Origin of the sequence: Shewanella sp. cp20, assembly GCF_000832025.1 — a bacterium.
GTDB lineage: Bacteria > Pseudomonadota > Gammaproteobacteria > Enterobacterales > Shewanellaceae > Shewanella.
Genome location: NZ_JPII01000019.1, coordinates 24668 through 40050 on the forward strand (window position 1 = coordinate 24668; position 15383 = coordinate 40050).

Consider the following 15383-nt stretch of genomic DNA (forward strand, 5'->3'; position numbering starts at 1 on the left):
TTTTAATAGATTGCGCCAGCAAAAGCGAACACGGCACGCCTTTAAGCCGCTTAGAAGTTGATTATCTTGTCCGACTCCAGCAGCCAGAGCGCGAGGTCATCCATGGTGGCCTTCATACATCCCTCGATAACAGAGAGTTCGGTGAGGCCTCGAGCCTGCACACAGGAGGTGCAATACTTCACCTCGGCTCCCTGCGCCAGTACTATCTCTAGCATCTGCTGTAGGTTGTAGCCCTCACCCGGTTGTTGCCTTGGTAACACCCCCGTCACGGCATCAGACAAGAGAAACAGTTTAACTTTAGGCATTGGGGTCTGCTCATTGAGCTGTATCGCCAGGCGTAGGGCGTTAAAGAGTTTCTCCGACCCATAGGGTGCATCGTTGACGACGATCAAGACTTGTTGCATGGCTTATCCTCCAGTGAAAACAGGAGCATTAGCCTATCATTGCAATCAGTGCTAAACGTCTGGCCCGATCACGTAAAGGAAGCAAATAGAAAGTTTGGGGAAGAAAAACAGATACAAAAAAGGCGGTCACCTCGCGGTTTCCGCCTTTTATCATCAAACAATAACCTTATCTGGCAATGTTCTTCTTGATGGTCTCTACAACGCGCAATTGAGCGATAGCCTGAGCTAATTCAATCGCTGCAGCGGCATAGTTAAAGTCTGCGCCTGCGTTAGCCATATGGGCTTCTGCACGACGCTTGGCTTCTACGGCTGCCTGCTCATCAATCTCTTCGGCACGCAATACTACGTCAGCCAATACGGATACTGAGAAAGGTTGTACTTCCAGGATACCACCCGAAAGGTAAAACACTTCCTCTTTACCATCTTGCTTGACGATGCGCGCCATGCCAGGTTTGATATGCGTAAGCAGAGGCGCGTGGCCAGGCATAACGCCTAAATCACCCTCAGCACCTGAGACTTGTAGGTGTGCTACTAGACCCGAAAAGATGCTGCTTTCTGCGCTTACAATATCAAGTTGTACTGTCATGGCTGCCATCCGTTCTCCTTAAAATATCAAGCTAATGCCTGATTATTTTTTGTTAGCTCGCTCGATAACTTCGTCGATTGAACCTGCCATGTAGAACGCTTGCTCTGGAATGTGGTCGAACTCACCTTCCAATAGACCTTTAAAGCCACGGATAGTGTCTTTAAGGGAAACGTACTTACCTGGAGAACCGGTGAATACTTCTGCTACGAAGAATGGCTGAGAAAGATATTTTTCAATCTTACGCGCACGGGCAACGGTAGTCTTATCTTCATCAGATAGTTCGTCCATACCCAGAATCGCGATGATGTCTTTCAGCTCTTTATAGCGCTGTAGTACGTTCTGTACACCACTTGCTACGTCATAGTGCTCTTGGCCAACAACCTGTGGATCTAGCTGACGTGAAGTCGAATCCAGTGGGTCAACCGCTGGGTAGATACCCAGAGAAGCAATGTTACGTGACAATACAACGGTCGCATCCAAGTGAGCGAAGGTTGTTGCTGGTGACGGATCCGTCAAGTCATCCGCAGGTACGTATACCGCCTGAACAGAGGTAATAGACCCTGTCTTAGTAGAGGTAATACGCTCCTGAAGAACACCCATCTCTTCAGCCAGTGTTGGCTGGTAACCTACCGCTGATGGCATACGGCCTAGCAGTGCAGATACTTCGGTACCCGCCAAGGTGTAACGATAGATGTTATCGACGAACAATAGTACGTCTTTACCTTCGTCACGGAACTTCTCAGCCATAGTCAGACCGGTCAGTGCCACGCGAAGACGGTTTCCTGGAGGCTCGTTCATCTGACCATAAACCATGGCCACTTTGTCGAGTACGCCAGATTCTTCCATCTCGTAGTAGAAGTCGTTACCCTCACGAGTACGCTCACCTACACCGGCGAATACTGACAAACCAGAGTGTGCTTTAGCGATGTTATTGATCAGTTCCATCATGTTAACTGTCTTACCAACACCCGCACCACCAAACAGACCTACTTTACCCCCCTTAGCAAACGGACATACAAGGTCGATTACCTTGATACCAGTTTCTAAAAGTTCAGTGGTGTTTGATTGATCTTCATATGAAGGCGCTTCACGGTGAATTTCATAACGCTCTTCTTCACCAATTTCACCCGCTTCATCAACTGGCTGACCTAGTACGTTCATGATACGGCCAAGAGTTGCACTCCCAACCGGAACAGTAATAGGTGAACCTGTGTTTACTACCTCGATACCACGACGCAGACCATCAGAAGAACCCATAGCGATGGTACGAACTACACCACCACCAAGCTGCTGCTGAACTTCCAGCACCAAGCCTTCACTTTTGATCTCTAGAGCGTCATAGACCTGAGGTACGGCATCATGTGGAAACTCAACGTCCACAACCGCGCCAATTACTTGGACAACAGTACCTGTGCTCATGATTAATCCTCTAAAACTTGTATTCGTTACCCAGCCTAAACCGCAGCGGCACCAGAAACAATTTCCGACAGTTCCTGCGTAATCGCAGCCTGACGGGCCTTGTTGTAGACCAACTGCAAGTCATCGATAAGTTCACCAGCGTTGTCTGTCGCAGCCTTCATAGCAACCATACGGGCTGCCTGCTCTGATGCGATGTTTTCAACAACACCTTGATACACTTGCGACTCCACATAACGAACCAATAAGGTTTCCAAAAGTTCTTTTGGATCTGGCTCGTATAGGTAGTCCCAGTGATGAGCAATCTCATCATCTTCTGACTTAGGCAAAGGTAGCAGCTGTTCGATCACAGGCGTCTGGCTCATGGTGTTCACAAACTTGTTGAATACCACATACAGACGGTCTAGCGTGCCTTCGTTGTATGCTTTTAGCATTACGCGTACTGTTCCGATCAGGTCAGCGAGCTTAGGAGCATCGCCGAGTCCTGACGTGTGAGCAGACACTTTTCCGCCAAAGCTGTTGAAGAATTGTACGCTGCGTGCACCGATTGGGCAGAATTCAACTTCCGCTCCGGCTTCACGCTGCTTCTTCACGTCCGCGACAACCTTCTTAAATAGGTTGACGTTAAGACCACCACAAAGACCACGGTCGGTTGACACAACAATGTAACCAACTCGCTTGGCTTCTCTCACTTCCAAATATGGATGCTTATATTCGAGAGAACCCTGCGCCACGTGACCGATCACCTTACGCATATTTTCCGCGTATGGACGGCTCGCTGCCATGCGTTCCTGCGCCTTGCGCATTTTGCTGGCTGCAACCATCTCCATTGCGGATGTGATCTTCTGAGTGTTCTGAACACTCGCGATCTTGGTTTTAATCTCTTTAGCGCCGGCCATCTTTACTCTCCAATCTGGACCTGAGGTGCCTTAAGACACCTCCGTGTCTTTACCAGGTTTGGGTTTCTACGAACTTGTCGAGGCCAGCCTTCAAACCACCTTCGATGTCGGCGTTGTAGTCGCCAGTCTCGTTGATAGTCTTCATTAGGTCAGCATGCTCGCTGTTCATGTAAGAGAGCAAAGAAGCTTCGAAATCACCGATCTTGTTCAGCTCAACGCCTTTTAGGTAACCTTTTTCAGCTGCGAAAATAGACACAGACTGGTCGGCTACGCTCATTGGCGCGTATTGCTTCTGCTTCATGAGTTCGGTAACACGCTCACCATGCTCAAGCTGAGCACGAGTTGCATCGTCAAGGTCAGATGCAAACTGAGAGAACGCTGCAAGCTCTCGATACTGTGCAAGTGCAGTACGGATACCGCCTGACAGTTTCTTGATGATCTTAGTCTGAGCCGCACCACCAACACGAGAAACCGAAATACCTGGGTTAACCGCAGGACGTAGGCCTGAGTTAAATAGGTCAGTTTCAAGGAAGATCTGACCATCGGTAATCGAAATTACGTTGGTCGGTACGAATGCAGATACGTCACCCGCTTGAGTTTCAATAATAGGCAGTGCAGTCAAAGAGCCAGTTTTGCCCTTAACTTCGCCATTAGTGAACTTCTCAACGTACTCAGCGTTAACGCGTGAAGCACGTTCAAGTAGACGAGAGTGAAGATAGAAAACATCACCTGGGTATGCTTCACGTCCTGGTGGACGCTTCAGTAGCAATGAGATCTGACGGTAAGCAACAGCTTGCTTAGAAAGATCATCATATACAATCAGCGCATCTTCACCACGATCACGGAAGTATTCACCCATTGAACAACCTGAGTACGGAGCCAGGTATTGTAGCGCCGCAGCTTCAGAAGCTGTAGCCACAACAACCACTGTGTTAGCCAGTGCGCCGTGTTCTTCAAGTTTGCGTACCACGTTAGCGATGGTAGAAGCCTTCTGGCCTACCGCTACGTATACACACTTAATGCCTGAATCTTTTTGGTTGATGATGGCATCGATCGCCAGTGCTGTCTTACCAGTCTGACGGTCACCGATGACCAGCTCACGCTGACCACGACCGATTGGGATCATAGAGTCAACGGCTTTATAACCAGTTTGTACTGGCTGATCAACCGACTTACGTTCAATAACGCCTGGTGCGATCACTTCAACAGGAGAGAAACCATCGTTGTCGATAGGTCCTTTACCGTCGATTGGTTGGCCCAGAGTGTTAACGACGCGGCCTAGTAGACCACGGCCAACAGGCACTTCCAAGATACGACCAGTTGTCTTAACTTTTTGGCCTTCTGCCAGATCGGCATAAGGACCCATAACTACGGCACCGACAGAATCACGTTCTAAGTTCAACGCGATCGCATAACGGTTACCAGGCAGTTCGATCATCTCACCTTGCATTACATCGGCAAGGCCGTGAACGCGAATAATGCCGTCGCTCACTGCAACGATAGTACCTTCGTTGCGAGCTTCACTAACGACTTCGAACTGCTCGATCCGCTGTTTAATCAGATCGCTGATTTCAGTGGAATTCAGTTGCATGCTCAAACTCCCAATTACGACTGCAGCTTATCAGACAGACGGTTTAGTTTACCGCTGACCGAGCCATCTATGACTAGGTCACCTGCCGTGATGATTACACCAGCCACCAGGCTGGCATCTACGCTGCAATTCAGCTTAACTTTGCGTGTGAGACGTTTTTCTAGAGAAGCACTAATTTGTTGCTGTTGCTCTGCGCTAAGCTCAGTGGCAGAAACAACAGTTGCTTCAACCTCTTTCGCCCACTCGTTGCTGAACTCATGAAAGAGTTCATATACAGCAGGAAGTACTTCCAAACGACCGTTTTCAGCCATTACCTTTATCAGATTTTGACCTTGCTCATTGATCTGCTCACCACATACCTTAATGAAAAGGTCGGCAAGCTGGCTGCTCGCGAGAGCACCAGACAGCAGCGGCTTCATCGTCTCGTTTTCACTGACTTGAGCGGCAAAGCTAAGCATTTGTGCCCAGCTTTCTACTGCATTTTTCTCAATAGCATAGTCAAATGCTGCCTTTGCGTAAGGACGAGCGATGGTGCTTAATTCAGCCATAACTCACTCCCTAATCAAATTTCAGCAACTAGTTTGTTAACTATGTCACTGTGGGCGGCTTCATCAATCGAACGCTCAAGGATCTTCTCTGCACCGGCGATAGCCAGAGCAGCGACTTGCTTACGCAGGTCTTCTTTCACGCGATTACGTTCAGCTTCAATTTCTGCTTTACCCTGAGCGATGATTTTCGCACGCTCAGCGTCTGCTTCGGCTTTGGCCTCATCGACAATCTGAGCTTTACGCTTATTAGCTTGCTCAATGATCTCGTTAGCAGTTGCCTTAGCTTCTTTTAGTTGGTCAGTGGCTTTCGCCTGTGCCAACTCTAGGTCTTTTACAGCACGATCAGCATCAGCTAGACCGTCGGCGATCCTTTTTTGGCGCTCTTCGATGGCATTCATCAAAGGGGGCCAAACAAACTTCATGCAGAACCACACGAAGATAATAAAGGCAACCGTCTGACCGATTAGGGTAGCGTTGATATTCACAACAGCCTCCTATTTAGATTAAAGACAGAAGCGTTGATTACAGCATTGCACCCAGTGGGTTAGTAAACAGCATAAATAGTGCAATACCTACACCGATCATGGTTACCGCATCCAATAGACCAGCAACAATGAACATCTTAACTTGTAGCATAGGAGCCATTTCTGGTTGACGCGCAGCGCCTTCCAAGAACTTGCCACCTAGTAGGCCGAAACCGATAGCGGTACCTAGAGCACCCATACCAATCAGTAGAGCAACAGCGATAGCTGTCATGCCTAATACAGTTTCCATCTCTATCTCCAATATTCTAAATCTTTAGTTAGTTTGTGATTTAGCTTAAAAAAAATTTCTTCAGCAACCCTTAATGATCTTCATGCGCCATGCTGAGATATACGATCGTCAGCATCATGAAGATAAACGCCTGCAGAGTGATAACCAAAATATGGAAGATTAACCAACCTAGTTGTAGAGTCACACCTAGGGTAGATAACGCCAAGTTAGCACCATACATCAGCGCAATAAGGATGAAGATCAACTCACCTGCGTACAAGTTACCGAACAGACGCAATGCCAATGAAATAGGCTTAGCGATGAGGGTAACCGACTCTAATAGGAGGTTGACGGGTATCATTGCCTTATGGTTAAAAGGCTGTAATGTCAGTTCTTTAACAAAACCTGAAACGCCCTTGACCTTGATGCTGTAGTAGATAATCAGCACAAACACACCGATAGCTAAGCTGAAGGTGATGTTTAGGTCGGTCGTTGGAACCACTTTCATGTATGGGATACCGGCAGCAGCTGCCAGCTCAGGAATCCAGTCAACTGGAATCATATCCATGAAGTTCATCATGAATACCCACACAAAAATCGTTAGTGCCAACGGAGCAATAACAGGATTGCGGCCATGGAAGGTTTCCTTCACGCTGCCATCGACGAATTCAACGATCATCTCGATAAAGCATTGAAGCTTACCGGGAACACCTGTCGTTGCCTTCTTGCCAACGCTGCGGAATAGCCACAAGAATAGAACACCAAGCCCAACCGAAAAGAACAACGAATCAATGTGCCATGTCCAGAAGCCTTCACCAACATGTAAGTTGGTAAGGTGGTGCTGGATATAGCCCTGCGGTGTTAACGCTTCACCAGTTGCAGCCATGATTCATCCCACTTAACTTTGCTTGAAGTATAAAGGAGCTGTCCAATGCACTATTAGCGCCGAGATATAACAAACAAAAAGCGGCATAAAGACCACTTTTAGATTGATAAACACCAGCGAAAACATTGCTATGGTTAACAGCAACTTTACCGCTTCCCCCCAGTAAAAAGTTTTCATTACTTTTCCTGCTGAACTTGCTCCCGTATGGGAAAAAGCGAGGGTCGCGAATACAAAATTAGGGAGTACAGCAATGGCGCCACCTGCTAACGCAGACAGTCCGTACTGAGCTCCCCACACGGCGAAAAAGACAATCGAAACACCCCCAGCCACCGCCGCCTGCATCAACACCAATTTATAGGCAGACCACCGGCCACGACGTGCTAAAACCTTGCTCAATTCATCTTCTCCGCATTCTTACTTTTTGTTTCTATGACCGGACGACAAATTATCAGGCCATCTTAGAGGTACAAAAAGCTTGCGAAAGTATACCTTTTCGCACATTCAAAGCAAGTTCAAGGTAAGTAAAAATAGGGACTTTTAACGTGATCTACGCCAAAAGTCTAAAAGTGAAAGATTAACAGATGTCACAAAGTTACATAATATTACGTTAACTTGGGCTAATTAACGGATTTTCTCAATAATACCATCCAATTCAGCCAAATTTTGATAGTTAATTACCATTTTGCCCTTGCCTTTTTTGTTATGGCTAATAGAAACTTTTGCCCCTAATTTTTCAATTAATTGGCTCTCCAGGCGGGCGACATCCTGATCTTTTGCGGGTTTATCGACAATTTCAGGTGGATTTAAGGTTTTATTCACTAATCGTTCAGTTTCACGAACAGTTAGTTCTTTGGCTATCACGGCTCTGGCCAGGTTGGTTTGCTCATCTCCGGGTAATGCGAGCAGGGCTCGGGCATGACCCATATCGATGTCACCATACTCGAGCATACGCTTAACAGGCTCTTCTAAGCCATTCAAACGTAAAAGATTTGATACAGTCGTGCGCGATTACCCACGGCATCGGCGGTTTGTTGATGAGTCAGATCGAACTCTTTGATCAGACGCTCAAGCGCAATAGCCTCTTCCATCGCGTTGAGATCTTCACGCTGAATGTTCTCGATTAAGGCGATAACACCGGCGGCCTCGTCCGGTACCTGTTTGACGATGCAGGGAACCTTGTCGAGCTTGGCCAATTGTGATGCACGCCAACGACGCTCACCGGCGATGATCTCATATCCCTGGTCCGACACCTTGCGCACCACGATAGGCTGAATGATCCCCTGGGTCTTAATAGACTCTGCCAGCTCCTCGAGCGCTTCGGGCGACATATCCTTACGGGGCTGATACTTGCCTGGCTGCAGCAGATCCAGGGCAATCATCTTGAGCTCTTCATTGTTGCTCGGTTCGGCCTCTTGACTCGGGGCCTGTTTTGCCGCCGCATGGCTAGTGCTTAACAGTGCGTCTAATCCTTTGCCTAGACCACGTTTCTTGGGTGTCATCTGTTGTTCCTTAAGCTTGCTCTAACTGAGTATGCTGCTCAGCGCGTCGAATGATCTCGCCTGCCAACGCCAGATATGCCTTGGCACCAGCGCTGGACTTATCGTAATACATCGCGGGCGCACCAAAGCTTGGCGCCTCGGCTAGCCTCACGTTACGCGGGATCACTGTGCGATAAACTTTATCGCCAAAATGCTGTTTTAACTGATCCGACACGTCGTTAGCGAGTCGGTTACGGGGATCGTACATGGTACGCAGAATCCCTTCGATGGAAAGCCCAGGGTTCACCATGGCCGCCAGCTTGCTGATGGTATCCATCAAGGCGGTCAATCCCTCCAGCGCATAATATTCACACTGCATCGGCACTAACACCGAATCGGCAGCCGACATAGCGTTAACCGTCAGCATGTTCAGCGAAGGCGGGCAATCGATGAAGATAAAATCATAGTAATCTTTGACCGGAGCCAGGGCGTTACGCAGGCGGATCTCCCGGGCAAAGAACTCCATCAACTTGATCTCGGCCGCGGTCACATCACCATTGCCGGCGATCAAATCGTATTTGCCGGCAGTGTCGCGATAGACCACTTCATCCACCGACTTTTCCTCGACCAAGAGTTCATAGGCCGTGTTTTCGACACTGTACTTATCGACACCACTCCCCATAGTCGCATTACCTTGAGGATCAAGATCGATAAGCAACACTTTTCGCTTGGTGGCAGCCAGAGAGGCCGCTAAGTTCACACAAGTTGTTGTTTTTCCGACGCCACCTTTCTGGTTGGCCACGGCTATCACTTTACCCACAATATCATCCTGTCTATCACGTTCGTCGATTAGATAGTAATACCAATCGTAATAAATAATTGATCATTCTAGCTTGTTAAAACGCTCGATAACTACATTAATATTTTTAATTGTAGAATAACTACTTATCTAAAAATCTTGCTTTGTTCTCAAGCGTTTTTCCTGCGCTATTTCTGATCAAATACTTACTGTGATTGGTATAAAACGCTCCATCAAATTGCTTGAACTGGTTAAATAATGCAACTCTTAACCCAGGGGACTAAGCCGCTTTGACCACCCGTAGCAGGTGGCGCTGTTCGTCGAGGCGAGGTACGCGCAGTTCGAAGACATCTGTCAGCTCGAATCCTTCGGGCATGTTCGCCATCTCTTCATCGCTCAATTGCCCCTTCAAGGCGTAAAAACAGCCTGTGGGCTTTGGCAGATGGTGGCACCACTGCAACATGTCCTGAATAGACGCAAAGGCGCGACTGAGCACGCCATCAAACTTCTCTTCGGGTTGATAGGCTTCGACCCGGCTCTCGACCGAACTAATATTACCTATCGCCAGCTCAAATTGAACCTGTTTTTGAAAACGAATCCGCTTGCCCAGGCTGTCGAGCAACACAAACTCTTTATCTGGATTCATGATGGCCAGCGGGATCCCAGGAAGGCCTGGCCCGGTTCCCACATCGATGAATCGCTCACCCACTAGATGAGGGCTAGCCGCTAGGCTATCCATGACATGACGGATCAACATCTGCTCGGGATCCCGTACAGATGTCAAGTTGTAGGCCTTGTTCCACTTGGCAAGCATGGCAACAAAATCAAGCAATTGCTGCTTCTGCTTCGGAGTAGCCGTCATCTGCATGTCGGCAAGATAGCTGTCTAATTGGGCTGCTAACACTGGGGTATCCTCGATAAACAATGGGATATTATGAAGCCGAGTCGCAGGGATGGGAAGTGTTAGACCTCCCATCCCGGTCATCAAAATAGATTTTTTAGTGGTTTAGGCGCTCTTTCTGAGCAGGCCACGTTTCTTCAGGTGAACTAAGAGGATCGAGATAGCCGCCGGCGTGACCCCAGAAATACGCGAGGCCTGACCCACTGTATCCGGCTTATGATCGTTAAGCTTGGCGATCACCTCGTTGGAGAGACCGGGTACCTCTTGATAGTCGAGATCTTGTGGCAGTCCGGTCTTCTCGTGGCGAATCGCCTTGTCGATCTCGTCTTGCTGACGCTGAATGTAACCCGAGTATTTCACCTGGATCTGCACCTGCTCGGCGGCGCGTTGATCTTCGATGGCCGGACCAAAACCCTCTACACTCATTAGCTTAGGGTAATCCAGCTCGGGTCTGCGCAGCAGTTCCTCGAAGGTGGCTTCGCGGGTGATTGGCGTCTTAAGATGCGGATTAAGCGCATCGACTAGTGGCGAATTAGGGTGAATCCACTGGCTACGCAGACGCTGTAACTCGAGCTCGATCGATTCACGTTTGGCATTGAACTTAGCCCAGCGATCGTCATCCACCAGTCCTAACTCGCGGCCTTTCTCAGTGAGACGCAGATCGGCATTGTCTTCACGTAGCAACAAACGGTATTCGGCGCGGCTGGTGAACATACGGTAAGGTTCTTTAGTGCCTAGGGTCGACAGATCGTCTACCAATACCCCGAGATAGGCCTCGTCACGACGCGGACACCAGGCTTCTTTGCCCTGTACCTGCAATGAGGCGTTCATACCCGCCAACAGACCTTGGGCACCGGCCTCTTCGTAGCCCGTGGTACCGTTGATTTGACCGGCGAAGAATAAACCTGAAATCGCTTTGGTTTCTAAAGAGTTTTTCAGGTCTCTCGGATCGAAATAATCATATTCGATGGCGTAACCCGGACGAATGATCTCGGCGTTTTCCATCCCCTGAATTGAGCGCACCAGATTCAGCTGTACATCGAAAGGCAGGCTGGTGGAGATCCCGTTAGGGTAGATCTCGTTGGTGTTCAAGCCTTCAGGTTCGATAAAGATCTGATGCGAGCTCTTATCGGCGAAACGGTTGATCTTATCTTCGATAGAAGGGCAGTAGCGCGGGCCAATCCCTTCGATCACCCCTGAGTACATAGGGCTTCTGTCCAAGCCACCACGAATGATCTCATGGGTACGCTCATTGGTATGGGTAATAAAACAGGAGATCTGCCTTGGATGATCCTTAACGTCACCGATAAAAGACATCACAGGTAAAGGATCGTCACCTTTCTGCTCAGTCATGAGATCGAAATTAATCGTGTTGGCATCGATACGCGGTGGGGTACCTGTCTTCAGGCGGCCAACACGAATCGGTAATTCACGTAGACGATCGGCAAGGGAGATCGATGGTGGATCGCCGGCGCGGCCACCACTGTAATTTTCGAGACCAATATGGATCTTACCGCTCAAAAATGTTCCCGCAGTCAGTACGATAGCAGGCGCCTCAAAGGCGAGTCCCATCTGAGTAACGACCCCGATAACACGATCATTCTCAACGATTAGATCGTCTACCGATTGTTGGAACAGGCGTAAATTAGGCTGGTTTTGCAGGATCTGTTGGATCTTGGCGCGATAGAGGGCGCGATCCGCCTGGGCACGGGTTGCACGCACCGCAGGGCCTTTACTCGAGTTTAAGGTACGAAATTGAATACCGGCATGATCGGTTGCAGTGGCCATGGCGCCACCTAAGGCATCGATCTCCTTAACAAGGTGACCCTTACCAATACCACCAATCGCCGGGTTACAGGACATCTGGCCTAAGGTATCGATATTATGGGTTAACAATAATGTCTTGGATCCCATCCTAGCAGATGCCAATGCTGCTTCGGTTCCTGCATGACCACCGCCAACAACAATTACATCAAACCGCTCATGAAAATGCATCAGATTACCTTAAAACCTATATCGAAAATAAAAATGATACTGCCCTGAGATCGGACAGAGTTACTCATCGAGTAGCCGAGTATTTTAGCATCTGGAAAGCCATAGGTGAAAGATCAATTTAGGCCTTTCGATCGCCAAAGGATCTGGCTTATAGATCTTAAGATCTTTATATAGATCTTTTGTTATGTTTACTATTAGGATCGCGATCTTCTGTGGGTAAGTCTATTTATCATTTAAAATCAATAGATAACAGGCATTCGATCCTGTGATCTGATCGCGATCTAAATGAAATAAGCTTGTGGGTAGATCCCCTACTTATCCACAATGCCGATCTTACTCGTCGATAGGGGTTGAATAATGCAGAGTTAGATCAGATCAAAATAATACCTTATCCACATATTTATCATTTAAGATCGCAATTTGTGGATAAGGTAGATCTAATCTGTGGGTGAGATCGCTTTGATTAAGGGGGAGGGGATCTAAAGTTTATCTTGCCAGCTGCTCAACCATGCCTGGGCGGGCTCTTCGGGAATGGGATCGTATTGCACATCGATCTGGATCTTATCCACATAGACTTGTGCACCGCAATTTTCCATTACTTCAATCAGTTTCTCCGGGCCCTGACAAAAGGTGTCGTAACTCGAGTCGCCGATGGCGCATAAGGCGTATTTGGTTCGGCTCAGATCCGGTTTTTTGCTGTCGATCTCATCGAAAAATGGCTGGATATTGTCGGGTAGATCGCCAGCGCCATGTGTCGATGAGACGATCAACCACAGGCTCTTGGGATCCAGATCGCTCAGTTCTGCCTTTAGATGTACCTGGGTTTCGTGGCCCTGATCTTCCAATTGGGCGGCTAACTCGTCGGCGACATACTCTGCGCTTCCCAGAGTGGTGCCGACAATAAGTTCAATTTTTGCCATTATATTTCCTAAATTCAAATGGTTAACTTAGTATCTGTTTACCTGCTTGATTGCTATTAACATAGTGCAACTATGTTTCATGCCTCTCGCCTCGCGCAAGATGCACCTTGATTGAGCAAGATAAACCAGACAGATAAACAGACACTAAGCAGACAGCTAATGCTGTCTGTTGCGGATTGCAGCCATCATAAGCCAATTATTGCTAGCGGTCTTCTCTGCATCGCTTATTTCGCGAGCTGAAAGGGCTTAGGCTTCTAGCAGCCCTCTTGCTGGCGTAGAGTAGATAATTGACCGCCGAATTACTGGACAGCTTCCAGCGGCGGGTGAAGGGATTAAAGACCATTCCCTCGACTGCCTTAGTCGACAGTCCGTGGGGAGTGAGCATCTCGTCTAACTCCTTCGGAGTAACGAAATGGTGCCAGTCGTGTGTGCCTATGGGCAGGTAGCGCATGATGTACTCGGCGCCCACTATGCCAATGATATAGGATCTCAGGGTGCGATTAAGGGTCGCCATCACTAAGAGACCGCCTGGTTTTAACAGATGGCAACAGGTGGCCACCAGCGCTGCCTGATCCTCCACATGTTCAATCACCTCGGTATTTAAGATCACATCATATTGAGGCTGATCCCTTGGCAGATCGTCGGCTAAGCAGTGGCGATAATCTATGGGAATTGACCAGCTGTTGGCGTGGCGACGGGCCAGGGTGATGTTGTGTTCGCTGGCATCAATTCCAGTTACTTGGGCGCCTTGGCTGGCTAAGGGTTCACACAAGAGGCCGACGCCGCAGCCGATATCTAAAAGCGAGAGCCCATCGAAGGGGATGTCCTGGGTGAGATCGCGGTTAAAGTGGCAGGCTATTTGATCTTCTATGGCCGTGAGGCGTGTCTGGTTAAAGCCGAGCACATGCTTAAATTTACCTTGGGGATCGCGCCACTCGTTCGCCAGGGCATCGAACTTGGCGATCTCCGTTTGGCTGTCTATCTTGGTCTTGAAGCGGCTCAGTTGGCTTTTGTCTAACATGGGCTAATGCCTTAGTCTGTGGCGATAAAGGCGGCTACTCGAGTCTAAGCATCTAGTCAAAAAACAGGAGAACCGCTATTTATCACTGCATTATAGGTGATGCTCCCGGTGACTTTGATGAGCTAAAAGCTGGATCACGTTAGTTTGTCCAGGAGCAGGCTAAGCTTGTGTCACTTTATACGTCTGTTCAAGGAAGTGAAGATCATGGTACAGAAAATTATTTTAGATACAGATCCTGGCATAGACGATGCCATGGCCATCTTGTTTGCCGAGGCGCATCCCGATATCTCCCTCGAGGCGATCACCTGTGTCTATGGTAACGCGACAATCGAAAATGCCACGGCAAATGCGCTGTTTTTAAAAAAGAAATATTCGCTTAAGGCCGATGTGGTTAAAGGCGCTGACAAACCCCTTGAGCGGCCGCCGGTCGGGGCGACAACCATAGTCCATGGTGAGACGGGATTTGGCGACTTTCACGCGCCTAAGATAGAAGATCTTAAGACCGATCCAAGACCCGCCTATCAATACATCATAGATAGCGTGCGATCTCAGCCCGGCGAGATCACCCTGGTAGCGGTCGGGCCACTGACCAATTTGGCCCTCGCCCTCAAGGCGGCGCCGGATATAGTGGATCTGGTGAAAGAGGTGGTAGTGATGGGCGGCGCCTTCGGTGTCAACGGCCACAGAGGCAACGTGACGCCCTATGCCGAGGCCAATATCCATGACGATCCCCATGCGGCGGATCTGGTCTTCACGGCGCGTTGGCCAACGACCATCATAGGCCTGGATGTGACGCAGCAGAGTTTCTTTACCCGCCAATATCTCGATGAACTGCGCGGTGCGGCCGGGGAGCCGGGTGAGTTTATCTGGAAGATTAGCCGCTTCTACCTCAAGTTTTATTCCCAGAAGTTGGGGCTGGAAGGCTGCCATGTGCATGATCCATCGGCCATCGCCTATGTGATCGACAAGAGCCTGTTTACCCTGCGAGAGGGCCCGGTACGTGTGGTCACAGATGGGCCGGCCGAAGGCCATACCATACAGAAATTTGATGGCCGCCCGTATCCCCACGATGAGTGGCAGGACAAGCCGTCTCAGCGCATCGGGGTGGCAGTGGAGGACAAGCGATTACTCGCCCTCTATTGGGACACTCTAGTGGATTATGGTAAGCGGGTCTCGGTGTAACAGG

General features: G+C 48.9%; 16 protein-coding genes and 1 pseudogene. 1 reads left to right on the forward strand and 16 read right to left on the reverse strand.

The genetic code is table 11. The features are described from left to right. Positions 1–50: 50 nt before the first annotated feature. From DB48_RS07040 to ubiG, 16 genes and pseudogenes are all read right to left on the reverse strand, one after another. The gene (locus tag DB48_RS07040) at positions 51–404 is read right to left on the reverse strand and encodes a DsrE/DsrF/TusD sulfur relay family protein (protein ID WP_041509594.1); all 354 of its coding nucleotides are present in this window, start codon (positions 402–404) and stop codon (positions 51–53) included. 166 nt (positions 405–570) lie between these two features. After that, on the reverse strand, positions 571–999 hold the full coding sequence (locus DB48_RS07045) for a F0F1 ATP synthase subunit epsilon (protein WP_011867635.1): 429 nt from the start codon (positions 997–999) through the stop codon (positions 571–573). A 33-nt stretch (positions 1000–1032) separates the two neighbouring features. After that, entirely contained in the window at positions 1033–2409 is a 1377-nt protein-coding gene (gene atpD / locus DB48_RS07050; protein ID WP_041509595.1) for a F0F1 ATP synthase subunit beta, read from the reverse strand. A gap of 35 nt (positions 2410–2444) precedes the next feature. Further along, a complete protein-coding gene (gene atpG, locus DB48_RS07055) occupies positions 2445–3305 on the reverse strand; it encodes a F0F1 ATP synthase subunit gamma (protein ID WP_041509596.1) in 861 nt (286 codons plus the stop codon). A 49-nt stretch (positions 3306–3354) separates the two neighbouring features. Continuing rightward, the gene (gene atpA / locus DB48_RS07060) at positions 3355–4896 is read right to left on the reverse strand and encodes a F0F1 ATP synthase subunit alpha (RefSeq protein WP_041509597.1); all 1542 of its coding nucleotides are present in this window, start codon (positions 4894–4896) and stop codon (positions 3355–3357) included. A 14-nt stretch (positions 4897–4910) separates the two neighbouring features. Next, a complete protein-coding gene (atpH, locus tag DB48_RS07065) occupies positions 4911–5444 on the reverse strand; it encodes a F0F1 ATP synthase subunit delta (RefSeq protein ID WP_041509598.1) in 534 nt (177 codons plus the stop codon). A 14-nt stretch (positions 5445–5458) separates the two neighbouring features. Continuing rightward, positions 5459–5929 (reverse strand): F0F1 ATP synthase subunit B, encoded by a 471-nt coding sequence (gene atpF / locus DB48_RS07070; RefSeq protein WP_041509599.1) that lies wholly within the window; start codon positions 5927–5929, stop codon positions 5459–5461. Between the two features lie 37 nt (positions 5930–5966). Next, the gene (gene atpE / locus DB48_RS07075; protein WP_011639455.1) at positions 5967–6218 is read right to left on the reverse strand and encodes a F0F1 ATP synthase subunit C; all 252 of its coding nucleotides are present in this window, start codon (positions 6216–6218) and stop codon (positions 5967–5969) included. 70 nt (positions 6219–6288) lie between these two features. Continuing rightward, complete coding sequence (gene atpB / locus DB48_RS07080; RefSeq protein ID WP_041509600.1) at positions 6289–7083, reverse strand: F0F1 ATP synthase subunit A; 795 nt, start codon at positions 7081–7083, stop codon at positions 6289–6291. Between the two features lie 12 nt (positions 7084–7095). Next, positions 7096–7479 carry an ATP synthase subunit I gene (locus DB48_RS07085; RefSeq protein ID WP_011867642.1) on the reverse strand — a complete coding sequence of 128 codons (384 nt, stop codon included), beginning with the start codon at positions 7477–7479 and terminating at the stop codon, positions 7096–7098. A 225-nt stretch (positions 7480–7704) separates the two neighbouring features. After that, positions 7705–8582 (reverse strand): annotated as a pseudogene (locus DB48_RS07090) (ParB/RepB/Spo0J family partition protein). Between the two features lie 10 nt (positions 8583–8592). Next, the gene (locus DB48_RS07095) at positions 8593–9381 is read right to left on the reverse strand and encodes a ParA family protein (protein ID WP_041509601.1); all 789 of its coding nucleotides are present in this window, start codon (positions 9379–9381) and stop codon (positions 8593–8595) included. 259 nt (positions 9382–9640) lie between these two features. Next, complete coding sequence (rsmG, locus tag DB48_RS07100; RefSeq protein WP_041509602.1) at positions 9641–10264, reverse strand: 16S rRNA (guanine(527)-N(7))-methyltransferase RsmG; 624 nt, start codon at positions 10262–10264, stop codon at positions 9641–9643. A gap of 102 nt (positions 10265–10366) precedes the next feature. Then, positions 10367–12256 (reverse strand): tRNA uridine-5-carboxymethylaminomethyl(34) synthesis enzyme MnmG, encoded by a 1890-nt coding sequence (gene mnmG, locus DB48_RS07105; protein ID WP_041509603.1) that lies wholly within the window; start codon positions 12254–12256, stop codon positions 10367–10369. Between the two features lie 479 nt (positions 12257–12735). Further along, positions 12736–13176, reverse strand: a complete 441-nt coding sequence (gene mioC, locus DB48_RS07110) for an FMN-binding protein MioC (RefSeq protein WP_041509604.1) — start codon at positions 13174–13176, stop codon at positions 12736–12738. Positions 13177–13378: 202 nt separating this feature from the next. After that, positions 13379–14197 (reverse strand): bifunctional 2-polyprenyl-6-hydroxyphenol methylase/3-demethylubiquinol 3-O-methyltransferase UbiG, encoded by an 819-nt coding sequence (ubiG, locus tag DB48_RS07115; protein WP_052813698.1) that lies wholly within the window; start codon positions 14195–14197, stop codon positions 13379–13381. Positions 14198–14401: 204 nt separating this feature from the next. Here ubiG and DB48_RS07120 point away from each other — a divergent pair, with 204 nt between their 5' ends. After that, a complete protein-coding gene (locus DB48_RS07120; RefSeq protein ID WP_041509724.1) occupies positions 14402–15379 on the forward strand; it encodes a nucleoside hydrolase in 978 nt (325 codons plus the stop codon). Positions 15380–15383: the final 4 nt, after the last annotated feature.

Excerpts from the sequence above, each read along its gene's own strand:
- atpE (WP_011639455.1), bottom strand. The coding sequence starts at position 6,218 with ATGGAAACTGTATTAGGCATGACAGCTATCGCTGTTGCTCTACTGATT.
- DB48_RS07120 (WP_041509724.1), top strand. The coding sequence starts at position 14,402 with ATGGTACAGAAAATTATTTTAGATACAGATCCTGGCATAGACGATGCC.
- mnmG (WP_041509603.1), bottom strand. The coding sequence starts at position 12,256 with ATGCATTTTCATGAGCGGTTTGATGTAATTGTTGTTGGCGGTGGTCAT.
- ubiG (WP_052813698.1), bottom strand. The coding sequence starts at position 14,197 with ATGTTAGACAAAAGCCAACTGAGCCGCTTCAAGACCAAGATAGACAGC.
- DB48_RS07040 (WP_041509594.1), bottom strand. The coding sequence starts at position 404 with ATGCAACAAGTCTTGATCGTCGTCAACGATGCACCCTATGGGTCGGAG.
- atpD (WP_041509595.1), bottom strand. The coding sequence starts at position 2,409 with ATGAGCACAGGTACTGTTGTCCAAGTAATTGGCGCGGTTGTGGACGTT.
- atpG (WP_041509596.1), bottom strand. The coding sequence starts at position 3,305 with ATGGCCGGCGCTAAAGAGATTAAAACCAAGATCGCGAGTGTTCAGAAC.
- atpA (WP_041509597.1), bottom strand. The coding sequence starts at position 4,896 with ATGCAACTGAATTCCACTGAAATCAGCGATCTGATTAAACAGCGGATC.
- mioC (WP_041509604.1), bottom strand. The coding sequence starts at position 13,176 with ATGGCAAAAATTGAACTTATTGTCGGCACCACTCTGGGAAGCGCAGAG.
- DB48_RS07045 (WP_011867635.1), bottom strand. The coding sequence starts at position 999 with ATGGCAGCCATGACAGTACAACTTGATATTGTAAGCGCAGAAAGCAGC.
- atpB (WP_041509600.1), bottom strand. The coding sequence starts at position 7,083 with ATGGCTGCAACTGGTGAAGCGTTAACACCGCAGGGCTATATCCAGCAC.
- atpH (WP_041509598.1), bottom strand. The coding sequence starts at position 5,444 with ATGGCTGAATTAAGCACCATCGCTCGTCCTTACGCAAAGGCAGCATTT.